Origin of the sequence: Vibrio sp. N418, assembly GCF_000222565.1 — a bacterium.
GTDB classification, from domain to species: Bacteria; Pseudomonadota; Gammaproteobacteria; order Enterobacterales; family Vibrionaceae; genus Vibrio; species Vibrio scophthalmi.
In genome coordinates, this window is the sequence record NZ_AFWD01000039.1 from 14,656 (window position 1) to 38,716 (window position 24,061).

The 24,061-nt window shown below is 46.2% G+C and carries 25 protein-coding genes and 1 other RNA gene; 16 read left to right on the forward strand and 10 right to left on the reverse strand.

What is annotated here, in order from left to right:
• Positions 1–37: 37 nt before the first annotated feature.
• From serA to zapA, 5 genes are all read right to left on the reverse strand, one after another.
• A complete protein-coding gene (serA, locus tag RH86_RS07195) occupies positions 38–1,267 on the reverse strand; it encodes a phosphoglycerate dehydrogenase (protein ID WP_009385740.1) in 1,230 nt (409 codons plus the stop codon).
• 324 nt (positions 1,268–1,591) lie between these two features.
• A complete protein-coding gene (rpiA, locus tag RH86_RS07200; protein WP_005593032.1) occupies positions 1,592–2,248 on the reverse strand; it encodes a ribose-5-phosphate isomerase RpiA in 657 nt (218 codons plus the stop codon).
• A gap of 53 nt (positions 2,249–2,301) precedes the next feature.
• A complete protein-coding gene (locus RH86_RS07205; RefSeq protein WP_009385741.1) occupies positions 2,302–2,895 on the reverse strand; it encodes a 5-formyltetrahydrofolate cyclo-ligase in 594 nt (197 codons plus the stop codon).
• 31 nt (positions 2,896–2,926) lie between these two features.
• Positions 2,927–3,110, reverse strand: a non-coding RNA gene (gene ssrS / locus RH86_RS20115) — 6S RNA.
• Between the two features lie 69 nt (positions 3,111–3,179).
• Positions 3,180–3,503, reverse strand: a complete 324-nt coding sequence (zapA, locus tag RH86_RS07210) for a cell division protein ZapA (RefSeq protein WP_005593035.1) — start codon at positions 3,501–3,503, stop codon at positions 3,180–3,182.
• Positions 3,504–3,739: 236 nt separating this feature from the next.
• On the opposite strand from zapA, the gene RH86_RS07215 reads away from it, so the two are divergent.
• Genes RH86_RS07215 through RH86_RS07225 form a run of 3 tightly spaced genes read left to right on the forward strand, consistent with a single transcriptional unit; the run spans position 3,740 to position 6,758 of the window.
• Positions 3,740–4,318 (forward strand): YecA family protein, encoded by a 579-nt coding sequence (locus RH86_RS07215; RefSeq protein ID WP_009385742.1) that lies wholly within the window; start codon positions 3,740–3,742, stop codon positions 4,316–4,318.
• 13 nt (positions 4,319–4,331) lie between these two features.
• Complete coding sequence (ubiH, locus tag RH86_RS07220) at positions 4,332–5,510, forward strand: 2-octaprenyl-6-methoxyphenyl hydroxylase (RefSeq protein WP_009385743.1); 1,179 nt, start codon at positions 4,332–4,334, stop codon at positions 5,508–5,510.
• A 21-nt stretch (positions 5,511–5,531) separates the two neighbouring features.
• Complete coding sequence (locus RH86_RS07225; RefSeq protein ID WP_009385744.1) at positions 5,532–6,758, forward strand: FAD-dependent 2-octaprenylphenol hydroxylase; 1,227 nt, start codon at positions 5,532–5,534, stop codon at positions 6,756–6,758.
• Positions 6,759–6,851: 93 nt separating this feature from the next.
• Here RH86_RS07225 and RH86_RS07230 read toward each other — a convergent pair whose 3' ends face one another.
• The 3 genes from RH86_RS07230 to ygfZ all read right to left on the reverse strand — a co-directional run bounded on the left by RH86_RS07230 (position 6,852) and on the right by ygfZ (position 9,102).
• Positions 6,852–7,058, reverse strand: a complete 207-nt coding sequence (locus RH86_RS07230) for a DUF1107 domain-containing protein (protein WP_009385745.1) — start codon at positions 7,056–7,058, stop codon at positions 6,852–6,854.
• Positions 7,059–7,655: 597 nt separating this feature from the next.
• On the reverse strand, positions 7,656–8,132 hold the full coding sequence (locus RH86_RS07235) for an aminoacyl-tRNA deacylase (protein ID WP_009385746.1): 477 nt from the start codon (positions 8,130–8,132) through the stop codon (positions 7,656–7,658).
• On the reverse strand, positions 8,122–9,102 hold the full coding sequence (gene ygfZ, locus RH86_RS07240; protein ID WP_009385747.1) for a tRNA-modifying protein YgfZ: 981 nt from the start codon (positions 9,100–9,102) through the stop codon (positions 8,122–8,124). Before ygfZ ends, RH86_RS07235 begins: the two co-directional genes overlap by 11 nt.
• Positions 9,103–9,348: 246 nt before the next feature.
• On the opposite strand from ygfZ, the gene RH86_RS07245 reads away from it, so the two are divergent.
• Positions 9,349–9,609, forward strand: coding sequence for a succinate dehydrogenase assembly factor 2 (locus RH86_RS07245; RefSeq protein WP_005593045.1), 261 nt, complete (start codon positions 9,349–9,351; stop codon positions 9,607–9,609).
• Positions 9,578–9,991 carry a protein YgfX gene (locus RH86_RS07250; RefSeq protein ID WP_223296330.1) on the forward strand — a complete coding sequence of 138 codons (414 nt, stop codon included), beginning with the start codon at positions 9,578–9,580 and terminating at the stop codon, positions 9,989–9,991. Before RH86_RS07245 ends, RH86_RS07250 begins: the two co-directional genes overlap by 32 nt.
• Before the next feature lie 36 nt (positions 9,992–10,027).
• On the opposite strand, the gene nadB is transcribed toward RH86_RS07250, so the two are convergent.
• Positions 10,028–11,644 (reverse strand): L-aspartate oxidase, encoded by a 1,617-nt coding sequence (gene nadB / locus RH86_RS07255; protein WP_009385749.1) that lies wholly within the window; start codon positions 11,642–11,644, stop codon positions 10,028–10,030.
• Positions 11,645–11,958: 314 nt separating this feature from the next.
• Between nadB and rpoE the strand changes: the two genes are divergently transcribed.
• The 11 genes from rpoE to acpS all read left to right on the forward strand — a co-directional run bounded on the left by rpoE (position 11,959) and on the right by acpS (position 21,116).
• Positions 11,959–12,537, forward strand: coding sequence for an RNA polymerase sigma factor RpoE (gene rpoE, locus RH86_RS07260; RefSeq protein ID WP_005593048.1), 579 nt, complete (start codon positions 11,959–11,961; stop codon positions 12,535–12,537).
• 10 nt (positions 12,538–12,547) lie between these two features.
• Positions 12,548–13,180, forward strand: a complete 633-nt coding sequence (locus RH86_RS07265; protein WP_241270819.1) for a sigma-E factor negative regulatory protein — start codon at positions 12,548–12,550, stop codon at positions 13,178–13,180.
• Positions 13,177–14,157 (forward strand): sigma-E factor regulatory protein RseB, encoded by a 981-nt coding sequence (gene rseB, locus RH86_RS07270; RefSeq protein WP_009385751.1) that lies wholly within the window; start codon positions 13,177–13,179, stop codon positions 14,155–14,157. The genes RH86_RS07265 and rseB overlap by 4 nt, the downstream gene beginning before the upstream one ends.
• A complete protein-coding gene (locus RH86_RS07275) occupies positions 14,154–14,624 on the forward strand; it encodes a SoxR reducing system RseC family protein (protein ID WP_009385752.1) in 471 nt (156 codons plus the stop codon). Before rseB ends, RH86_RS07275 begins: the two co-directional genes overlap by 4 nt.
• A 114-nt stretch (positions 14,625–14,738) precedes the next feature.
• Positions 14,739–16,532 carry a translation elongation factor 4 gene (lepA, locus tag RH86_RS07280; protein ID WP_005593055.1) on the forward strand — a complete coding sequence of 598 codons (1,794 nt, stop codon included), beginning with the start codon at positions 14,739–14,741 and terminating at the stop codon, positions 16,530–16,532.
• A 90-nt stretch (positions 16,533–16,622) separates the two neighbouring features.
• Positions 16,623–17,519 (forward strand): signal peptidase I, encoded by an 897-nt coding sequence (gene lepB, locus RH86_RS07285; RefSeq protein WP_009385753.1) that lies wholly within the window; start codon positions 16,623–16,625, stop codon positions 17,517–17,519.
• A 15-nt stretch (positions 17,520–17,534) separates the two neighbouring features.
• Positions 17,535–18,212 (forward strand): ribonuclease III, encoded by a 678-nt coding sequence (gene rnc, locus RH86_RS07290; RefSeq protein ID WP_006710221.1) that lies wholly within the window; start codon positions 17,535–17,537, stop codon positions 18,210–18,212.
• Entirely contained in the window at positions 18,205–19,185 is a 981-nt protein-coding gene (era, locus tag RH86_RS07295) for a GTPase Era (protein WP_009385754.1), read from the forward strand. The genes rnc and era overlap by 8 nt, the downstream gene beginning before the upstream one ends.
• A 90-nt stretch (positions 19,186–19,275) precedes the next feature.
• On the forward strand, positions 19,276–20,001 hold the full coding sequence (gene recO / locus RH86_RS07300; protein ID WP_009385755.1) for a DNA repair protein RecO: 726 nt from the start codon (positions 19,276–19,278) through the stop codon (positions 19,999–20,001).
• Positions 19,998–20,729, forward strand: a complete 732-nt coding sequence (pdxJ, locus tag RH86_RS07305; protein ID WP_009385756.1) for a pyridoxine 5'-phosphate synthase — start codon at positions 19,998–20,000, stop codon at positions 20,727–20,729. Before recO ends, pdxJ begins: the two co-directional genes overlap by 4 nt.
• A gap of 3 nt (positions 20,730–20,732) precedes the next feature.
• The gene (gene acpS / locus RH86_RS07310) at positions 20,733–21,116 is read left to right on the forward strand and encodes a holo-ACP synthase (RefSeq protein WP_009385757.1); all 384 of its coding nucleotides are present in this window, start codon (positions 20,733–20,735) and stop codon (positions 21,114–21,116) included.
• A gap of 74 nt (positions 21,117–21,190) precedes the next feature.
• Here the strand turns inward: acpS and barA are convergent, their stop codons facing one another.
• Positions 21,191–23,980 (reverse strand): two-component sensor histidine kinase BarA, encoded by a 2,790-nt coding sequence (gene barA, locus RH86_RS07315; RefSeq protein ID WP_009385758.1) that lies wholly within the window; start codon positions 23,978–23,980, stop codon positions 21,191–21,193.
• Positions 23,981–24,061 lie beyond the last annotated feature (81 nt).

Here is a 24,061-nt window from a genome sequence, read left to right on the forward strand (position 1 = left end):
TTATGTTACGCGTTTCGCTTACGAACCATGCTAACAATTAGTGCAGAATACGTGCGCGAATGGTCCCTTCGATGGTTTTCAGTTTCGCCAGTGCTTCTTCTGAACGTTCAGTTTCGACATCGATAACCACATAGCCGATCTCAGCAGCCGTTTGCAGATACTGACCTGCAATGTTGATCCCTTCTTCAGCGAAGATGGTGTTAATTTGCGTCAAAATGCCTGGACGGTTTTTATGGATATGCAGTAGACGTGAGCAATCACGGTGCTCTGGTAGCGATACTTCAGGGAAGTTAACACTTGAAAGCGTTGAACCGTTGTCTGAATATTTTGCCAATTTACCTGCAACTTCAACACCAATGTTCTCTTGCGCTTCTTGCGTTGAGCCACCAACGTGTGGGGTCAAGATAACGTTGTCGTACTTTTGCAGCGGTGATTCGAACGCTTCCGCATTGGTGGCAGGTTCCGTTGGGAATACATCCACAGCGGCACCTGAGATGTGGCCAGCTTCGAGCGAGTGGCAAAGTGCCTCGATATCCACCACAGTACCGCGAGCGGCATTAATGAAGATAGCACCCGGCTTCATGCGTGCAAATTCATCAGCACCCATCATGTTTTTGGTTTCTGGCGTTTCTGGTACGTGCAGTGAGATAACATCACATTTATTCAGTAACTCACTCATGGTGAACACTTGTGTGGCATTACCCAGTGATAGTTTGTTTTCAATATCGTAGTAGTAAACACGCATCCCTAAGTTTTCAGCAATAATACCCAACTGAGTACCGATATGGCCGTAACCAATAATACCTAAGCGTTTACCACGTGCCTCGTAAGAGTTATCGGCACTTTTCTTCCAAATACCACGATGCGCAAGTGCGTTCTTTTCTGGGATACCACGCAATAATAGTAGGATCTGACCAAGTACCAGCTCGGCAACACTGCGCGTGTTAGAGAATGGGGCATTGAACACCGGAATACCGCGCACTGCAGTGGCGTGAAGATCAACTTGGTTAGTACCAATACAAAAACAGCCAACCGCAACTAATTTTTCAGCAGCATCAATGACTTGTTTTGTTAGGTTGGTACGAGAACGAATACCAATAAAATGGGCATCTTTTACCGCTTCCATCAAATCAGCTTCTGACAAAGAGCCTTTGTGATATTCGATATTGGTGTAACCCGCTGCTTGTAAAACTTCTACTGTTGATGGGTGTAGACCTTCTAAAAGAAGTATCTTAATTTTTTCTTTATCCAGTGAAACTTTGGCCATTGTCTTCATCCTTAAAGTGGGGAAAGGGGGCAAAACTGGCGCACATTGCATTAAAGCGGGCTAAAAAAGAAGCTTTCTAACCTCTTTATTGGAGCGCAAACGTTTTCCTTGTGCGTCTTCTGCTCACTAATTTAACAAAAAAAATAAAGTTTGGGTAAGAAAATTACGGAATAAAGAATAATTTTTAAGCGATAAAAACAAAAAACGGCCCAAAAGAGAGCCGCTTGTAATGAAATGACAGAATCGCGCCGTTGTGATTGAAGCTGTGCGTAATACGGAGTCCGCTCGCAGCTTGTTCAATTCAGTGGGCGTTTCTGTTAGTTTTTATTCTTCGATTTTTGCGCCGTTTGGCGTACCCGTGATCACCACATCAGCACCACGAGCAGCAAATAGACCGACAGTCACAACACCTGCGATGGCATTGATTGAACGTTCCATCTCTTTAGGGTTGCTGATTTGCATGTTGTGTACATCAAGGATCACATTACCGTTATCAGTCACGACACCTTCACGATAAGCAGGATCGCCACCCAGCTTCACCAATTCGCGGGCTACGTATGAGCGTGCCATAGGAATCACTTCAACAGGCAGTGGGAATTGGCCAAGAATGTCGACTGCTTTGGTATCGTCAACAATACAGATGAACTTGTCTGAGATCGCCGCAACGATTTTCTCACGAGTTAGCGCTGCGCCACCGCCTTTAATCATGTCGCGGTATGAGTTGATTTCATCAGCGCCATCAACGTAAACATCAAGACGAGCAACTTCATTACAATCAAATACTTCAATACCCAACTCTTTAAGCTTCGCTGTTGAGGCTTCAGAGCTTGATACCGCGCCCTTGATATCATCTTTGATAGTCGCCAGAGCATCGATGAAGTGATTCACAGTAGAGCCAGTACCGACGCCAACAATACTGTCTTTCTCAACATACTTAAGCGCAGCCCAACCGGCTTCTTTTTTCATCTCATCTTGAGTCATGCTCATCTCCTAGGTGGAAGTTCGTTATCGTTTGCGCGGCGGATTATATAACGTCAGCCGTGACATTCCCATTGCCATATTTTGCTCGGCGTCACTATTTTAGGTAGTGGCACATCCCAAGCTTCGATTGGCAGTTTCTCAACATGCTGACAATCATGGGCAAGGCCAATCGGTTTTGGCCCACGATGATCTTTAAACCAAGGTGCAAGAGTTCGGTCATAGTAACCCCCTCCCATTCCAAGGCGATGACCGGTTGAGTCAAATCCCACCAAAGGCGTACAGATAATGTCGAGTTGAGCAACAGGGCGGATCAACAACTGGTTGAGTTTGGGTTCGGCAATCCGATATTGATTGAGCACCATTGGCGTATCGCTTTGATAGTGTAGAAAAAGCAGATGACCTTTGGAAAAAGGATGAATAACGGGCAGGTAGACGTGTTTGCCTTGTTGCCACAGCCAATCAATCAGTGGTTGAGTATCAACTTCACCATCTGCGGTAAGGTATAAGGCGATATGGCGTGCTGACGTGATTTCAGGCAGACGGGAAAATTGCTCGATCAGTTTTAAACTGGCCTGTTGTTGGAATGAGGCGCTAAGCTGCTGTCTGGTTTGACGGATTTGTTGCCGAAACTGCTGTCGTGAAAGCATGATGATTTACCCGAATAATGGGGTATCAAGGAGATACCCCAGAGTGCCGTTGGAGATTTGGACCCTTGAACCAGCTGGTTCAAGGCGGATCAGCAATGATGACCGTAGGCTTCTCGGTACGAGCCGAGCTTGCTCAATAGCCCTCAAATACTAACCCTTTGGGATTGCTTATCGGCTCAGGGACTTAATCCCACTAACGCACACTCCAGGGTAAACTGGTTTCCACACTCGTTAGATAACCTAGTCTTCACTAGTCTATCAACAAGCACAGAGAATTTTTTAAGTTAAGATGACTGCTTTCCCTGCTGTACTTTACTTAGTGCATCATCAAGTGATGCTGTGAGCTTTTCCATACGCTCAGCAAATTGAATTTGCTGCTGCTCTTGCGCTTGTGAAGAGGAATCACGAGTCTCTAATTCGTAGCAGAAGTTGAGTGCCGCAATCGTCAATAAATGCACTTCATTGGTCACTTTAGTTTTATCGGTCATGTCTTTCAAACGATCACTAAGTCGCTTGGCAGCTTGAAGCAAAGCTTCTTCCTGACCGGGTGGGCAGTTTACTCGCGTTAACTTCCCTAAAATTTCAACGTCTACCGCTTGGTTACTCATATCCACTCTACACTTAGTATTAAGGTGATAATGCAGACCATCACCGAGGTGGAAACTATAGAAAAAGCCCAGTTAAGATTCAAGTCTTTCCCGTGCAACATGGGCAAAACAAAGGGAAATAACACAGTAATTGGGCAAATTGTGTAAATCCCGCTCATTATTGCTGCCTTGTTCATTTTCGCAAAACCAGCAAAGTGGTACGATTAAGTATTATTTTTGTAAAATTAGGTCTATCCATGAGTGACATCACCCTTCCAGATTACTTAACCTTCGCCACTGAGCTGCAATCAGCAGGTCTCGCGGTTAATCCGGCTGAAATACACGGTTTGCTAACCGGTATGCTAAGCGGCGGTTTAAGCTTAACGGATAAAAGTTGGCAGCCGCTAATTTTTGATTACACCAACGAAGGGATGGGGTGGCCTGACAGAACATTGAAATTGGCACAGCAAACCCTCGATGTGACCACTCAAGAGTTAACCGGCAGCGATATGGAGTTATCTATGTTGATGCCAGACGAAGAAGCGAGCGCGAGCTTGTTTGATATCGCCGATGGTCTTGCTGAGTGGGTAAACCATTTTATATCTGGCTTAGGTCTTGTTGCGGTGGATTTGAAAAAAGCCTCAAGCAATGTCAAAGAAGCTTTGGCAGATTTGGAAGAAATTTCCAAACTGGGTATCGATGAAGATGAAGATCAACAAGAGCAAGCAATGCTGCTTGAGCAAGTATTAGAGCACGTCAAAGTCTGTGTGTTGACTATTCACGCTGAGTTTGGCCAAAAACCTGCTGAGCCAGCTGCAGCGCCAACCATTCATTAATTAGGTTAGTTTGATGAAGCAGTTTGATGTGGTGATTGCCGGTGGAGCAATGGCAGGTATGACGCTTGCCTTAGCTTTAGACACACTTTCGAGGAGCCAACTTCGCATTGCAGTAGTTGAGCCTTTCACGGTCGATCATCAAGCACACCCTGGATTTGACTCGCGCTCGATAGCCCTCTCTTTTGGTACGGTAGAAATTCTAAAAAGTTTGGGTTTATGGGAGCTGATCGCCCCTGTAGCGACAGCAATAAAACACATTCACGTTTCAGATCGCAGCCATGCCGGCATGACCAATATTGATCATAGTGATATTTCCGTGGCGGCCCTTGGCTATGTGGTAGAACTGGCAGACGTTGGACGTATCTATCAAACACAACTGGAACAGCGTCCATCTATCTCGCTACTTTGCCCTGACTCTGTGCATGAAATCGAACGTACCGCTAGTCACAACGTGGTGACGTTACAAAGCGGTGAGCAGCTAGAGTGTCGATTGCTGGTGGCGGCGGATGGCGCGATTTCGTCTTGCTGCCAAGCGCTTGGTTTTGAGCTTAAACAGCATGATTTTGACCAAGTCGCTCTGATTGCCAATATTCGCTGTCAGCAAGCGCATCAAGGGCGCGCTTTTGAACGTTTTACAGAGCAAGGACCTGTCGCATTATTGCCGATGAGCGATGATCGCATGTCCTTGGTATGGTGTCTGCGTCCTGAGGTTGCCGAGCGGGTATTACACTTGGATGATGCGGCGTTTCTTGCTGAATTGCAGCAAGCTTTTGGCTGGCGTTTAGGCCAAATGACGCAAGTCGGCCTGCGTGCTAGTTACCCGTTGTTATTGCGCTATCGAGCACAAAACATTTCGCATCGTTTTGCCATCGTGGGTAATGCTGCACAGACGCTTCATCCGATTGCGGGGCAAGGGTTTAATCTGGGTATTCGTGATGTGGCGAGTTTAGCTGAAGAGGTAGTGCAATCATTAGCCGATGTTGGTCGTTATCAGGTATTGAATGCCTTTAGTCGTCGTCGCCAAGCGGATCGCGATACGACTATTGCGATGACGAGCGCATTAGTCCATATTTTTTCTAATGATTACCTATCATTGCGTATTGGTCGTAATCTCGGTTTAGCCATGATGGATAACGTTCCGTCACTCAAAACCCCTCTGTTACAAAGAACATTAGGTTTGGTGGCACGATAGTGCCAAGAAGGATGCAAATAGATGATGCAAAGCGTTGATATTGCGATTGTTGGTGGAGGCATGGTCGGCCTCGCTTTCGCCGCGGCAATGAAAGACAGTGATTTGAGAATTGCACTGATTGAGAGTCATATTCCGGATAGCGAACTGCAAGAACTTTCTGATGTTCGCGTATCGGCATTGAGCCGCTCTAGTGAAAGTATCCTGCGTAACCTTGGCGCATGGCAAGGCATTATTGATCGTCGAGCAGCGGCATACAGTGCGATGGAAGTTTGGGAGCAAGATAGTTTTGCGCGCATAGAATTTGATGCGAAGAAAATTGCTCAGCCCGATCTCGGTCATATTGTTGAAAACCGCGTGATTCAACTTGCTTTGTTAGAGCAAGTGAAGAAGCAGGCCAACGTGACGCTATTTATGCCTGCGCAATGTCAGTCAATGGCGATGGGGGAAAGCGAAGCTTGGCTAACGCTTGCGAATGGTCAATCTCTCACGGCGAAGCTTGTCGTCGGTGCTGATGGTGCTAATTCTTGGGTTCGTCGCCAGCAAAATATCCCGCTGACACATTGGGATTACGGCCACAGTGCGATTGTGGCAAATGTGTGGACACAAGAGCCGCATGATAACGTCGCTCGTCAGATTTTTACTCCGCAAGGGCCGTTGGCATTTTTGCCGATGGGCGGTAGCCAGATGAGCTCGATTGTATGGTCAACTGATCCTAGTCGCGCAGAGCAATTGGTCGCGATGGATAAAGAAGCGTTTAATAAAGCACTAACGGCAGAGTTTGATGCTCGTCTTGGCATGTGTGAAGTGATTGGTGAGCGTTTCTCTTTCCCATTGAAAATGCGTTATGCGCGAGATTTTGTGTGTGAGCGAGTCGCCTTGATTGGTGATGCGGCGCATACTATTCATCCTTTGGCTGGTCAGGGGGTGAATTTAGGCCTGCTGGATGCGGCGTGTTTGGCGCAAGAAGTCTTGCAACTTTGGCAGCAAGGGCAAGACATCGGCAGTAAGCGTAATTTGCGTAGTTATGAGCGCTGGCGTAAAGCGGAAGCGGCGAAAATGATCGCAGCAATGCAAGGCTTCCGAGACCTATTTGCAGGTGATAATCCGGCGAAAAAATTAGTTCGTGGTATCGGCATGCAATTAGTTGGTCAACTGCCGGGTGCAAAAGACGAAATCTTAAAGCGCGCTTTGGGACTCAAGGGGGATTTACCTAATTTGGCGAAATACCCACAATCATCGATTCAATAAATATTGCGTTAAGTCATAAAGCAAAAGGGTTGGCATTGGCCAACCCTTTTTATATTCATCGCTATTCACGGCAACAGATTACGCGTAGATATGTTATGCATAGGCACAGCGTAAACGCATGATCTCTTTGTTGACTTCTTTTACTGCTTGAAAATGCTTCTGCTCGGCTCTATCTGGCAAGATCAATTTGCCGTTGTCGAACTCAAACTTTCCGACACCATAGATGTAGATTCTTCCTTTAAACAGCCGACTAACGTGTTTAGCAATCATACTGGGTGTATAGCGCTTAAACAGTCTCATAGAATTATCCTTATGTTTATCAAGCACTGGTGATTATAGAGATTCCCCACTTTAAAATGTGTGACTTTGTTGGGGGAATAATCAGTTGTTTTTCCTTAGATTGGATAATTGTGCTGTTGTGAGCAAAACAGCAAATCAAAATCCAATTTCATGTGACGTTAACCTCACTAATCTTCTGTTGTTGGAACTGAGACATCCTGTCCAACGGGTGACTATTTGACCATTGGTGTATGACAGAATTAAGAATAGCTGAAAAAATGTTAGCTTTGCTAAGGGAATGTAAATTTTAAGGTAAAAAAAAGCCCGCTTGGGGCGGGCAAATAGTCACAGATGCATTACACAAAAAGTGGGTATCCAAAATAGCTATGGATTCACTTTTTACTGGTAGAGAAGGCTGAGTGAATCGTATTAGGGAATACCTAGCACGATTGTGTACAGCTTCGATCTACCAGTGTTTTCAGAATAGAGAAAAAAACGGCACTCGACTAGTTATGCTTTTTATGCGAATAATAATTAACATCTACAACATGAATGTTTGCGACCAGTATCGAATTTAAATGTTGAAAAATTAGTCGTTACATGACGAGTGTATGGCGGTTATCGGCAGATGGGGGCAAGTTGAGGCTGGCAAAGCTTAATAAGATCGTGCAATTGTAATGCGATTCCTGCCATATTCGATCCACTGCTAATAGTCACTTCTTGTTCTTCACTGAGTAATGGATCAAAGATGATCGGCATAGCCGTTTTGAGCAGTAGTGGTGTTACCGTGCCAATCTGATAGCCGGTAATGTCATAAACCCGACCCAAATCCACGCAAGTCATCCGGCGACATTGCAATAGTGCGCGGACTTTCTTTGGATCAACAGATTGATCGCCAGGCACACAAGCCAGAGCATAATGATCGGCCATATCACGTAGCAAGATGGCTTTAACCATTTGTGAGGGACGTATACCGCGTTGCTGGGCCGCATCTTCAATACTTACCGAGGGGGTTTTATGCATCAGCAGGCGATAGGCCACCTGCTGTTGATCCAAATAGCGCGTTAGCGGAGTTGGCTGGAAATTATTCGTCATCGAGTGAATAAGGCAGTGGTTGTAGGGTCCAGTGAGCTAGTGGCTGTGCGCTAAGACGCAGTTGAGTGTCTGCTTCAAGAGTATTAGGTAATACAACTAATCCGATGGTTTCACCGTCATTAAAGCGGTAGTGCGCCATCAGGTGACCCGCACCACGCCAGTTATCACCCACCGCACGCTCTAGGGCCGTTTCTGTACCGATGTCAGCCTCGCTATAACCTTTGACGATATACATCGCACGCTTATTGATACCGCGGTATTTTGCTCGAGCCACCGTTTCTTGGCCGGTATAGCAGCCTTTTTTGAAGCTAATGCCATTGAGCGCTTGTAGATTAATTGCTTGTGGAATGTGCTCGTTTTGTTCCGCTTGTCCGACGATCGGTAAGGCTGCTTCAATATCAAAACGTCGCCATAGGCTTTCTTCCACCTTGAGAGCATCGATGTGATTAATCAACGTTTCTGCTCCTTGTGGTTCAAGCACTAATAGCCAGCGTTGTTGATCTACTTTAACGGCACTGCCGTTGATGCCCGCCAGCGTATTGAGTTGGCGAACATCGCCACGATCAGTGGTTAGGCTATCAATGGTGGTTTGCGCTTGCTCGCCAAATAGGCCAAATAAAACCTCTTCACTGGCGCTGATCTCAACTTTAGAAAAAATGGCGTATTTTTTTAATTCAGCCAACTGTTTTTCTACCGCTGATTTTGGCTCAAACAAAGCGTAGCCTTCATTATGGTGAAACAGGCGAAATGCTGCCCAGACTTTACCTTTCGCATCGCAATGCGCACCAAAGGTGGATTGGTCGGTAGGAAGCTGTACCACATCACAAGTCACTTGTCCTTGCAGGTAAGATTTAGCATCGTTGCCAATCAGGGAAATGATGCCCCAAGATTTAAGGTGGGTCAGCATCAAAGCTGGTAAGTCGTCGCTTGCTGAGACAGAATGTGGGGGGAAGTCGTTAAGCCAATCCATGATGAGTACCTTGAAGATGCGCTGCAAAATTTGATATCACTAATGTTAAGTCTTGTTGTTGCCTTTGCGCAACTGTTGAAATCAGTACTGGTCCGATCGAGGAATTGCACATCAGAGAGGTTTTGCAATTTTGCGACAATGCTCCAGACAAGCAAAAGTGTGACGGTTGTGTGACTGAGATAGTAGTTGTTGCAGGTCTAGCTTGCTACACTCGGGGCAAATAACCGATTTAGGTGAGGAAGTAGAATGTACACCACGGAAGAAAAAGCGCGTATTAAATGGGCATGTCGTCGTGGCATGCTAGAACTAGATGTTGTTGTGATGCCGTTTTTTGAAGAGTGTTTTGACGCATTAACAGAAACTGAGCAACGTGATTTTGTCTCTCTACTTGAGTGTGATGATCCAGATTTGTTTACTTGGATTATGGGGCATGCACGTAGTGAAAACTTAAGCCATGCCTCGATGGTTGATAAAATTGTTGCCCACAACCTCAGCAAAGTACGTTAACTCGACAACGAACGTTAATTTCAACGTTCAGTTCAGTCATTATTACTTACAGGCCAATGCCATCTTAATGGTATTGGCCTGTTGTTTTATTAGCGTTAGCGCCATTCCTTTAGTGCCAAGTCTGTCTCTACTCGTGCTGTTGATTGAAGCGAATAGGCAATATGGCTTGCTGCGTAAGCCGCTGTATGGTTCGGTGACGGTTTATGCTGATGGGCGTATCCAATGGGCGGGTTCGCAAGCGAAGATTGGGGTCGTGGTGTTTGCATTGCTCGAATGGGCCCTATTGCTGCGCATTGATAAACATTGGCATGTGTTATGGCGTGATAGTATCGATCCGCAGGCGTATCGCCAATTGATCTTACAATTAAAAAGGGAGCACTAGGCTCCCTTAGACAATCTCACAGCATGAGCGATGCGATTACTCGCTCAGCTTGTTTGGCACCAAAATCGTTGGGCCACTCTCTTCCGCTGGTTCTGGGTAGTCAAGGGTGTAATGCAAACCACGACTCTCTTTACGTTCCATCGCACAACGCACCATTAACTCGGCAACTTGCAGTAAGTTACGCAGCTCAAGTAGGTTGTTTGATACGCGGAATGTGCTGTAATACTCGTGGGTTTCTTGTTGCAATAGTTGGATGCGACGTAGTGCTCGTTCAAGACGTTTGTCAGTACGTACGATACCCATATAGTCCCACATAAACAGACGTAGTTCATGCCAGTTGTGTTGGATGATCACTTCTTCATCACTGTTAGTGACTTGGCTTTCATCCCAGCAAGGTAAGCTTGAGGGTAGCTCGACGTTATTAATATTGTCGATGATGTTCTGTGCTGCTGACCAAGCGTACACCACACATTCTAATAGCGAGTTTGATGCCATACGGTTAGCACCATGCAGGCCGGTATAGCTCACTTCACCAATCGCATACAGGTGCGATAAATCGGTTTGACCACGTTGGTCGACCATCACGCCGCCACAGGTATAGTGGGCCGCAGGCACAATTGGAATGGGCTCTTTAGTCATATCAATCCCGAGTTCCATCAACTTTGCGTGAATGGTTGGGAAGTGTTTTTCAATGAAATCTGCGGGCTTATGGCTGATATCCACATACATGCAGTCTGCGCCAAGGCGCTTCATTTCAAAGTCGATAGCGCGAGCAACCACATCACGAGGCGCAAGCTCGGCGCGCTCATCGAAATCAGGCATAAAGCGAGTGCCGTCTGGACGGCGTAGGAATGCGCCTTCCCCACGTAATGCTTCCGTTAGCAGGAAGTTACGCGATTCAGGGTGATACAAACAGGTCGGGTGGAACTGGTTGAACTCAAGGTTTGCTACGCGACAACCCGCACGCCATGCCATCGCGATGCCATCACCGGATGAGACATCTGGGTTCGAGGTGTATTGATACACTTTCGAAGCACCGCCGGTTGCCAATACGACAAATTTTGCACGTACGGTTTCCACGTGTTCGTCGTTACGGTTCCAAATGTAAGCGCCGACGACGGTATCACGGTCACCACCGATTTTATCTGCGGTGATCAGGTCAAGGGCGTTGTGGCGTTCGAGAACCGTAATGTTGGGGTGATTATGAACGTTATCTTGCAGTGATGTTTGCATCGCCATCCCGGTCGCGTCTGCGGCATGCAGAATGCGGCGATGGCTGTGGCCACCTTCACGGGTTAGGTGATAACGAGGCGCTTCATCGCTGTCATTTTCAACACGGTCAAAGGGAACGCCACCATCGATTAACCACTGTACGCACTCTTTGGCGTTTTCAGCGATAAATTTAACGGTTTCTTTCTCACAGATGCCTCCGCCTGCGATCAGCGTATCTTCAACGTGTGAATCTATGCTGTCAGACTCATCAAACACCGCGGCGATACCGCCTTGGGCGTAAAATGTTGCACCTTCACTGCGTGGTCCTTTACTTAACACAATGACTTTGCCATGTTCGGCAACACGCAACGCTAACGATAGACCGGCAGCACCACTACCTATCACTAACACATCACACTGATGTTCACGGTTTGCGTTCATAAAAGTTTTAAAATCCTGAGTTATCGTAGAGTGGAAGCACTCTACCCAAAACGATTAATGCCAATAATAACACTCTGTACATCGGAATAGTGTTTTATTGTCATTGCTTTTCATGCCTGTCGTCCTCACAATCTAGCAAAAGACGAAGTAGCCCATTACTTAATCACCAAAAAAATGAAATTTGTTTGAACTTTCTTTTTTTTGTTTGGTCACAATAGTGCTCAAGTAAGCAGTGGTGTCAATACTACATTATGCATAATAAATACTCATATCTGCTTGGATAGGGGTGTAAAACGATAGGAGTACCCGCTCGAATGAACGAGCAGCTGACCGATCAAGTATTAATTGAGCGAGTTCAGAGTGGCGATAAGCAAGCATTCAATTTATTAGTTTTGAGATATCAAAACAAAGTCTGCAATCTTATTTCCCGTTACGTTAATAATCCTGGCGATGTGCCTGACGTAGCGCAAGAAGCATTTATTAAAGCTTATCGAGCAATACCTAGTTTCCGTGGCGAAAGCGCATTTTATACTTGGTTATATCGTATCGCTGTTAATACTGCGAAAAACCACATAGTAGCCCAAAGCCGTAGGCCACCTGCGCAAGATGTGGACACTGAAGACGCCGAATATTACGAAACAGGCAGTGCATTAAAAGAAATATCGAACCCTGAGAACTTAACGTTGTCCAATGAATTGAAACGTGTGGTTTTCAGTGCGATAGAAGCACTACCTGACGATTTAAAAACTGCGATGACTCTGCGAGAGCTGGATGGCTTAAGCTATGAAGAGATTGCCGTAGTGATGGATTGCCCTGTTGGAACGGTACGCTCGCGTATCTTCCGTGCACGCGAAGCGGTTGAGAAAAAAATCCAACCTCTTTTGCAACGCTAGTCGCAACTTAATGGTGAAAATAATGGCTGACAAAGAAAAACTTTCAGCACTCATGGATGGAGAATTGGTTGATAAGGCTCTGATTGCAGAGTTGGAAAATGACCAAGCAGGCTTAGACGCGTGGAAAAATTACCATTTAATTGGTGATGTACTACGTGGAGATGCACCGCACAAGCCAGAGTGGAACATTGCTGAAAGCGTTGCTTTAGCGCTAGAAAATGAACCGGCTCACCGTCAGCTTGACGCACATAATGTGACAAGTATTGACGAGGCGCGTATTGAATCTCAACCAGCACCGCATCAGGCGAAACGCAACCTACCAGCGTGGATTACGCAATTTGGCCAGGTAGGTATTGCTGCTTGCGTTTCCCTTGCGGTGATTCTGGGGGTTCAACAAACGGGTGGAGACGTAGAAAGTGGCACAGATCCACTTCCCGTACTGCAAACGATCCCATTTAGTGGCAGTGTTGAGCCAGTAAGCTTGACCCGTGATTCGGTTGAGCAAGCGCCAAAAAATGGCGTCAACGTACAAGAGCAACGTCGCCGCATTAACGCGATGCTGCAAGATTACGAACTACAGCTTAGACTTAATAGTGAAAGCTCAATGGATCGTAACGATCATCCAGATACGGTAGTTGAATGAAAAAAATTCTGATCAGTGCGCTGGCGCTGTTCAGTTTGAATACTCCATTAGCCTTTGCAGATGAAAAACCTGCAGAGGCTTTGTTGCTTCAAATGAACCAAGCCAGTCAGCAACTCAATTATGAACTCTCTTATATCCTGATTAAGAAAAACAGTATTGAACCTTTGTTGTATCGTCATGCGATTGATGAGCAACAACAACTCGCACACCTGGTCTATTTAAGTGGTCCGGTGCGAGAAGTGATTCGTCGTGGTGACGAAATCAGCTATATCGAGCCGGGTACAGATCCTTTTACGATTGAATCAAGCAATATGGTCGCGCCGACGATCCCACTGCTTAATTCGGATGTAGAACAGCTCAGCGAATTGTACGACTTTATTAAAGTGGGTCGTGCGCGTGAAGCAGGCGTTGCTTGCCAAGTGCTGCGTGTAGTGCCAAAAGATGGCTTACGCTACAGCTACATCCTATGGATCGATGAGAAGAGCAAATTACCACTGCGTGCCGATCTGGTTGATCGCGATGGCGAAGTGCTCGAGCAGTACCGAACTATTTCATATAGCGTCAATGATAAAATTGCTCAGATCCTCGCGGGTTTGAACGACGTGAAACTACCGCAAGTGTTGTCGTTGCCAAAAGGTGAAGTCAAACAATCTTACTGGACGGTCGGTTGGATCCCGAAAGGCTTTAAAGCTAAAGAGCTGAATCGCTACCGTATGGCGAACACTGAACGCATGGTTGAAAGCCAAATGTACACTGATGGTTTGTTTAACTTTTCGATTTACGTTTCGCCGCGAGACGATCATTCACTGAAAGGTCAGATAGTTCGTCAAGGGCGTCGTACGCTACATACCTTTGTGCGTGATAACGCGGAAATATCAGTGGTGGGGGATATCCCTCCAGCAACGGCGAAGCGCATCGCTCAATCGGTAAGTTTCACCAAGCCATCGGCTGAATCGCAAGAGAAAGTTAAGCCATGATGACGGCATTGGCGACGGTGTCGGCCGTCACGCCTTGTGCATCAGGCTATGACGTTGAACTCAGTTGCGAACAAAAAACCAGTTGCTCAAGCTGCGCTTCTCAGAAGAATTGCGGCACCGGTATTGTCTCCAAAGCCATTGGCAGCAAAGTGCTGCATTGGCATTTGGCCACGCAGCAGTTGCTGAAAGTCGGCCAAGTCGTCGAGATCGGTATGGCTGAAAAAAGCTTGCTGCAATCGGCGGCAATTGTCTATTTAGTACCGCTGTTTTCTCTCATCATTGGCGCGCTTGTTGCGCATTGGTGGATTGCCCCTGCCTTCGGCTTGGGTGAGGGCACTGTTATACTATGTTCTATGCTTGCAACCGCACTTGGCATCATACTTGCCAAGCGTTTGGCTTTGCGCATCGAGCGACAATCCTCGCAACAAGTCATATTATTAAGAGTATTGGGCGAGCCTATCCAGTGAAATACTCAAGTGACTTGGGTAACAAAATTGGATAGAATCCTCCAACTTGATTGAAATGCCGTCAAACGACGGCTTTCTTATGTCCTATTTAAAAGAGCTTAGTCATACCAAACCATGAAGCACATTCGTAACTTTTCGATTATCGCCCACATCGACCACGGTAAGTCGACCCTATCTGACCGTCTGATCCAAGTTTGTGGCGGTTTATCCGATCGCGAAATGGCAGCCCAAGTTCTTGATTCTATGGACCTTGAACGTGAGCGCGGTATTACCATTAAAGCGCAAAGTGTAACGCTTGATTACACGGCAAAAGATGGTGAAACATACCAACTAAACTTCATCGACACTCCTGGGCACGTAGACTTTTCTTACGAAGTATCTCGTTCGCTTGCAGCGTGTGAAGGTGCTCTATTGGTAGTGGATGCAGGTCAAGGCGTAGAAGCGCAAACATTGGCAAACTGTTACACCGCTATCGAGATGGATCTAGAAGTCGTTCCAATCCTAAACAAGATTGACTTACCAGCTGCAGAGCCAGAGCGCGTAGCGGAAGAGATTGAAGAGATCGTAGGCATCGACGCGATGGAAGCAACGCGTTGTAGTGCAAAAACGGGCTTGGGTGTGGAAGATGTACTAGAAAACATCGTTGCTGCAATCCCTGCACCTGAAGGTGATCCTGATGCACCGTTACAAGCGCTGATCATCGACTCATGGTTTGATAACTACCTTGGCGTTGTTTCATTGGTTCGTATTAAAAACGGCTCAATCAAGAAAAACGACAAGATCAAAGTGATGAGCACTGGCCAAGTTTGGGGTGTTGATCGCTTAGGTATCTTCACACCAAAACAAATCGACACCACAGAGCTAAATACTGGCGAAGTAGGTTGGGTGGTTTGTGGTATTAAAGACATCTTGGGCGCACCGGTTGGTGATACACTAACACTGGCAAAAAATGGTTGTGAAAGCGCACTTCCAGGCTTTAAAAAAGTGAAGCCTCAGGTATACGCTGGCCTATTCCCAGTATCGTCTGATGATTACGAAAACTTCCGTGATGCACTAGGCAAATTAAGCCTAAATGATGCGTCACTATTTTATGAGCCAGAGAGCTCAGCAGCACTAGGCTTTGGTTTCCGTTGTGGTTTCCTTGGTATGCTGCACATGGAAATCATTCAAGAGCGTTTAGAGCGTGAATACGATCTAGATCTTATCACTACCGCACCAACGGTAGTGTACGAAGTGATTCAAACTGACGGTACAACCTTGTATGTTGATAGCCCAGCTAAACTGCCAGCAATCAACGACATTGAAGAGATGCGTGAGCCGATTGCTCGTTGTAACATCTTAGTACCTGCCGACTACTTAGGTAACGTCATTACCTTGTGTGTTGAAAAACGCGGCATGCAAGTTGACATGGTTTACCATGGTAACCAAGTTGCCGTGACTTACGATATTCCAATGGCAGAAGTGGTTCTCGACTTCTTCGACCGTTTGAAATCAACATCACGTGGTTACGCATCATTGGATTACAACTTCCAACGCTTTGAAGCATCAAATATGGTACGTGTGGACGTACTATTGAACGGCGACAAAGTGGATGCATTGGCTATCATCACTCACAAAGATCAATCACAAAGCCGTGGTCGTCTATTGGTTGAGAAGATGAAAGAGTTCATCCCTCGTCAAATGTTTGATATCGCAATTCAAGCGGCAATTGGTAACCACATTATCGCTCGTTCTACCGTTAAGCAGTTGCGTAAAAACGTAATCGCTAAATGTTACGGTGGCGATATCAGCCGTAAGAAAAAACTGTTGAAGAAACAGAAAGAAGGTAAGAAACGTATGAAGCAGATCGGTAACGTTGAACTGCCTCAAGAAGCGTTCCTAGCGATTCTTCATGTTGGTAAAGATTAAAAAATTGGGCAACCGCTCAGTATCATGATCAAAATAAGTGAAAGGGTTTCGGCTCTTTCACTTTCGTGTTTTTGAAAGTAAGGGAAGTCAATGGCGAATACGTTTTCACTGATCCTAGTTCTAGTAACCTTAGTTACTGGTATTGTATGGGTGCTAGAGAAGTTGGTTTTTGCAAAAAAACGTCAGCAGAAATTGGCTGAAGTTGAAGCGCAAACTAACGGCTTGGATGCGGCGGCGAGAGAAAAAGTCTCCGCGCAGCCATGGTGGATTGAAAATAGTGTGTCGATTTTCCCTGTAATTGCTTTTGTTCTGATACTGCGTTCGTTTGTTTATGAACCATTTCAAATCCCTTCAGGCTCCATGATGCCAACATTGCTTGTTGGGGATTTTATCTTGGTTGAAAAATACGCTTACGGTCTAAAAGATCCTGTATGGCGTACTCAATTAGTTGAAACAGGTAAACCTGAGCGTGGCGATCCAATCGTCTTTAAATATCCACCTCAGCCAAGTGTTGATTACATTAAGCGTGTGGTCGGTTTACCGGGTGATATCGTGCGTTACAGCACCGATAAACAGATTTGTATTCAAAAGCCAGGTGAAGGCGAGTGTAAGCCAGTAAAACTGTTCAATGTTGAAAAGAGCAAGCTAATGCAAAGCGGCGTGCACATGATTCAAATGAACGAGCAACTGGGTGAGCATGATCATCAAATTCTTATCAATCCACTTCGTGAAGATCGCATTGAGGCGTACGAGCCTCGTAGCGGTGTTGCCGAGTGGGTGGTACCAGAAGGTCAATACTTTGTGATGGGTGATAACCGTGACAACAGTGCTGACAGTCGCTACTGGGGCTTTGTTCCAGAAGCCAACTTAGTCGGTAAAGCCGTCGCTATTTGGATCAGCTTTGAATTTGAGCGTGATCAGGATAGTGTTTTGCCTACTTGGATCCCAACTGGTGTGCGCTTCAACCGCATCGGTGGAATTAACTAACCAAATCGAGAGAGTATGAATTCTCCAATCGCAATTTTAGAGAAAAAACTCGGCTACACATTTAATGATGCCGAGTTTATCAATTTAGCGCTGACACACCGCAGCGCTAATGGGAAACACAATGAACGTCTTGAGTTTCTGGGCGATTCAATTTTAAGTTTTGTCATTGCTGATGAACTGTATCACCGCTTTCCGAAAGTAAACGAAGGTGATATGAGCCGTATGCGTGCAACGCTGGTACGCGGAAATACATTGGCGGAACTAGGACGCGAATTTGTTCTAGGAGATTACTTAAAATTAGGTCCAGGTGAATTGAAAAGTGGCGGTTTCCGTCGTGATTCTATTCTGGCCGATGCTGTCGAAGCTATCATTGGCGCTATCTATCTAGATAGTGACATCGAAGTGGTTCGCGGTATTGTGCTGAGCTGGTACCAAACTCGTCTTGATGAGATTAAGCCTGGTGCGTCACAGAAAGATCCAAAAACTCGCCTACAAGAGTTTTTGCAAGGTCGCAGAAAACCGCTGCCTGTCTACACAGTGACTAATATTAAAGGTGAGGCACACAACCAAGAGTTTACTGTGTCGTGTGAGGTTGCAGGTACTGGATCACCTGTAATTGGTAAAGGTACCAGTCGTCGCAAGGCAGAACAGGCGGCTGCGGAAACGGCATTAGAGCAATTGACCAATGGCTGATTCAACAGACAACAACGAATTTGATATCGATGCGTACTTCGCATCAGGCGGCGAGAAAAAAACAAGCTCGCCAACCAACCAACACTGTGGCTTTATCGCCATTGTTGGCCGTCCTAACGTAGGTAAATCGACGCTACTGAACAATATTCTTGGTCAGAAGATTTCGATCACTTCACGTAAGCCACAAACCACCCGTCACCGCATTATGGGTGTTGACACCGAAGGCGATTACCAAGCGATTTTCGTTGATACACCGGGGTTACACATTGAAGAAAAACGCGCTATCAACCGTTTGATGAACCGTGCGGCCAACTCATCGCTAAGCGATGTGAACTTGGTGTTCTTCCTTGTCGATGGTACTCATTGGACTGCCGACGATGAGATGGTACTTAACAAGCTACGCAACGCGAATTTCCCAGTGGTGTTGTGTGTCAACAAAGTTGATGTAGTAAACGATCGTAACGACGTTATGCTGCACATGGCTGATTTGTCGAAGTTGATGGACTTTGTCGATATCGTGCCTATTTCAGCGAAACATGGTAAGAACGTTGATGTACTGCGTAAGCACGTACGTGCGCACTTGCCAAAAGCGACGCACCACTTCCCTGAAGAGTATGTGACAGACCGTTCACAGCGCTTTATGGCGTCTGAAATCGTTCGTGAAAAATTGATGCGCTTTACTGGTGAGGAATTACCTTACTCAGTGACGGTTGAGATTGAACGTTTCGATTACAACCCAGACACCGATGGCTTCCACATCAATGCATTGATTCTTGTTGAACGCAGCGGTCAGAAGAAAATGGTGATTGGTAAAGGTGGCGAGAAAATCAAAACCATCGGTCGCGAAGCACGCCTTGATATGGAAGAGTTGTTCGGTCGTAAAGTTTACCTAGAAACATGGGTAAAAGTGAAATCGGGTTGGGCGGATGATGAACGCGCCCTACGTTCACTTGGTTACATCGACGATTTGTAACGAGCTTAGGCGATAGTGTGTCGCTCCGAGTTCGTATTTAAAGGGAGCCTTAATGGCTCCTTTTTTATTATGGAATACGTATAGAAAACTATGTCTTCAGAAGGCTTACAGCGCTGCTTTGTATTGCACCGCCGCCCTTACAGTGAATCGAGTTTGATCCTTGATGTATTTAGTGAGGAGTATGGTCGTGTCACATTGATGTCTAAAGGGGCACGCAGTAAGCGTTCGAACCTGAAAGGCGCATTACAGCCGTTTACCCCTTTGTTACTCAAGTGGTCAGGCAATAGCTCAATGAAAACCTTACGCCAAGCCGAACCGATCAGCTTGGGGTTGCCACTTTCGGGCATCTTTCTCTATTCAGCGATGTATGTAAACGAGTTGATTGGGCGAGTGTTGATGGCCGAAGTGCCAATGCCAGGGTTGTTTCATGATTACTTGCATGCGTTGACGGAATTAGCCCAAGCGGATAACCCTGAGCCAGCACTGCGCCGTTTTGAGTTAGCGATGCTCTCTGCATTGGGTTACGGTGTTGATTTTCTCCATTGTGCCGGTACCGGTGAGCCGATTGATCCAAACATGACCTATCGCTACCGCGAGCAGAAGGGGTTTATAGCCTCGGTACGCTTTGATAATCTCACTTTCAAAGGCGATGAACTGATTGCGATCAGTGAGCGTCGATTTGTTACCAAACAACAATTACACGCCGCAAAGCGCTTTACACGTATAGCGTTAAAGCCTTATCTTGGTGGTAAACCATTAAAAAGTAGGGAACTCTTTATCTCAAGAGCCCCCCGAGCACGGAGTATTGAAAAATGAGCTCAATCTACCTAGGTGTTAACATCGACCATATTGCAACGCTACGTAATGCCCGTGGTACCAAGTACCCAGATCCTGTTCATGCTGCTGAGATTGCAGAGCGTGCCGGTGCGGATGGCATTACTATTCACCTACGTGAAGATCGCCGTCATATTAATGACCGTGATGTACGTATTCTGCGTGAGACGCTGCAAACTCGAATGAACCTAGAAATGGCTGTCACGGATGAGATGATTGAGATTGCACTGCAAACTCAACCTGAATACGTTTGTTTGGTTCCAGAAAAGCGTGAAGAGTTAACCACTGAAGGTGGGCTTAACGTTGCGGGTCAGCTAGAAAAAGTCAAAGCGGCGACGCAAAAGCTCTCAGCTGCGGGGATCAAAGTTTCTTTGTTTATTGATGCCGATCGCGAGCAAATTGATGCGGCGAAAGAGTGTGGCGCACCATTTATTGAGCTGCACACCGGTCATTATGCGGATACACAAAGTGAAACCGATCAAGCGGATGAGCTGAAAAAAATTGCCGCAGGTGCAAGCTATGCTGACAATCTGGGCATCACAGTCAATGCTGGACACGGTTTGACTTACCATAATGTGGCTGCGATTGCGGCAATTCCAGAGATTTATGAGTTAAATATTGGCCACTCAATTATTGGCCGTGCTGCTTTTGACGGTTTGAATAAAGCGGTGGCGGATATGAAAGCTTTGATGGTTGAAGCGCGTAAATAAGCAATGGCGATTATTGGTCTAGGCACAGACATCGCTGAAATTGAGCGGGTAGAAAAAGCATTGTCTCGTAGCGGAATGGCATTTGCGGAGCGGATCTTAACTGCGCAAGAACTTGTCGTGTTTGATTCACTGAAACAGCAAGGGCGTTATTTGGCTAAGCGTTTTGCTGCCAAAGAAGCGGCATCAAAAGCGCTAGGTACCGGTATTGCGATGGGCGTGAGTTTTCAAGACTTCACCATCGCGAATGATGAACTGGGCAAGCCAATATTAACATTGAGCGGTAAAGCGCTTGAGATTGCGACCACTAAAGGGGTTGCTCATATCCATCTTTCTATCTCAGATGAACGTCATTACGCTATGGCGACAGTGATTTACGAAACGATGTAGAGATGGTGGCTAAAGAAAAAGAGCGCTTCTGCGCTCTTTTTTGTTTTGGTTCGCTTGGGTTTAGCGGTCAGCGTCTAGCTCTCGCTTTCCACCAGGTAGGGCTGGGCGCTAGCCGTAACTTTTTCCATTTCATCTTGCAGCTCGAATAACTCCGGCTCAATATCTTCGATTGTGTTGCCAGAGCGCAGAGCTTTCTCGATCGTGGCGCAGACGTTCTTCAAGCGCGGCACACCACAATAAGAACAGCTGCCATGCAGCTTGTGCACGTGGTGAATCAACTGTTCAACCTCAAAGTTTTCATTTTCCAATGCTTGTTCTACGATGCTGCTGACTTCTGGCATATAGTCGAGCAACATTTGCAGCATCTCTTTAGCGAGATCCTCTTTGTTGGCTGACTGCTTTAATGCCGCTTGCCAATCAATGATCATATTGCTGTGCTCACTGATCAGATGCTGCTGAATCACTTCTGTCTGGGCGGGAATCGTCAGCTTTTGCAGTTCGTCTTCTTTAGTGTGCGGACTCCAATGCATCAATACCTGCTGCAACACATGCTCTTCAATTGGTTTAGTCAGATAGTCATCCATACCCGCTTTCAACAGGCGATCGCGTTCGCCACTCATCGCATGAGCGGTCACCGCAATCACGGGAGTATTGCCATTGAGGGTGGTTTTCTTGATGGCATTACAAGCGGTGACACCATCCATATGCGGCATCTGAATATCCATCAAAATGATATCGAAATGGCGTACTTCGGCTTGTTTGACGGCATCTTTACCATTGGTACAAGTGATGACATGTTCAACACGTTCATCAAGTAGCGCGCTGATCAGTTTTAAGTTGGCTGGATTGTCATCCACCGCCATCACTGTTAATGGCAAGGTTTCTGTATTGATCGGTATTTCAATTTCAATCTCAGGTAGGCTTTCTTGGTTCGCGGCCAAGGTTTGCAATAGCTTCTTACGAGATAGCGGCTTGGTAACACAGTGGATCTGATATTTCTGAATCAAATGATCAGAGAGCGCCAATGCGGTACTTGGTGTACCGACCACCACGTGTGGCGCACAGAGTAGCGCTTGCTCAACTTGCTTCTCGACTTTGCCTACCTCGTTAGAACGGTTTGGTGCAAGGTTAAGCAGTACATAGTCAAACGTCTCGACTTCATCAGGCATGGAAGAGCGATAGGTAACAACCAGCCCTTGCTGTGCCAGAGTTTGGCGTGTAATTGAAGCGGCCTGCATGTTTGGCTCCACCAAGAGCAGTGAGCGCTGATTGAGCACTTGTGATTCAATCAGCTCACTCATCGGCATGTCGGTAGCATGCAAGCGTAAGGTGAACCAGAAGGTTGAACCTTGGTGGAGGCGGCTAGTGAGACTAATTTCACCGCCCATCTGACTAACCAGCTTCTGGGTGATAACCAAGCCCAAGCCTGTACCGCCGTAACGACGCGAAATACTCGCATCCGCTTGACTAAAGGCTTGGAATAGCTGCGCCTGTTGGCGCTCTGAAATGCCGATGCCCGTGTCTCGAACCATAAATTGCAGTTCGACCACATCTTCTTTTTGCGAACGTAGTTCAACACTGATGTCGATGTTGCCGCGCTCGGTAAATTTGATCGAGTTGCCAACGAGGTTGGTGAGGACTTGCTGAATACGCAGTGGATCGCCCACCAGACCAATCGGCACTTTAGGATCAATCTTCAAGGTGATTTCCAAGCCTTTTTCATGTGCGCTGGTGGCTTGCAAGTTCACCACCTCTTCTAAGGTCTCTTGGAATTCAAATGGAATATTTTCTAGCGCCAGTTTGCCCGCTTCCAGTTTGGAGAAGTCGAGAATGTCATTAATAATGGTTAATAAGTTGTTGGCCGACTTTTCGATGGTTTGCAAATAATCGGTTTGGCTATTGGAAAGCTTGGTTTTGAGCATTTGACGAGTAAAGCCAATGACACCGTTAAGTGGGGTGCGTAACTCGTGCGACATGTTGGCTAAGAATTCGGATTTTACTCGCGCGGCTTCTTGAGCACGTTTTTTAGCAATGTCTAACTCGACGTTTTGGATTTCGAGCTGCTCTAGCGTTTCACGTAAATCGGAGGTGGCCTGATCAATGCTGTGTTGCATTTCAACATGGTATTCAGACAGTGATACCGCCATCGCATTGATACCGTTTTTCAACTGATCCAATTCACCATGCATCTTTCCTTCAATTCGCACATCAAGATGGCCGCGACGAATCCGGTCGACCATATTTTTCATGTGCGAAATTGGTCGGGTGACGTCATGCATTAAGCGCATCGCGAAAAAGCCGGATAGGCCTAAGCCGGTAAGCAGCACTAAAAACGCGGAGAAAATTTCTTGGTATTGCTGTAGACGTAGCGAAGATAAGTCGAGCTCAATCGCGATATAGCCCATTGCTGGGTTGTTTTGTTGACCTCGTGGACTAGAAATGATGCCGGACTCACTGATGATCGGCGCCCTTAAAACCAATGTATTGTCATTTAAGTTAGAAGTGACTAACAAAGGGATTGGTTCATTGCGCGGAAACGTCAGTGATTCAAAATTCGGATGGAAGTTTGAGGTAACAAATAAGTCGTGGTTGTAATCAAACACCGCAATACTGCGGACAAATTTGGAATTTTTTCGGTGCGCATAGCCAATAATGCGTCGCACTGATTCACGGCTATTGTTTTTTAGCCCATCTTCACTGGCGATAGCCAGTGGTTCGATAATACTTAGACCAGAATTGATCACTTGTCTTTCTAAGTCGTGATAGCGGTTGAAAGAGAAAATCGCGCTCAGAAGCAAACCAATTATTAGGGTTGGCGCTAGAGTGAGAGTAATAACGCGGGCGCGTAAGCCATATCTGGTCATTATTGTCTAAACATCGTGGTGTGGATATGGGAAAATAGCCATCATAAAATGAGCCGTCGAAGAGTTAAGCATAATCAACTC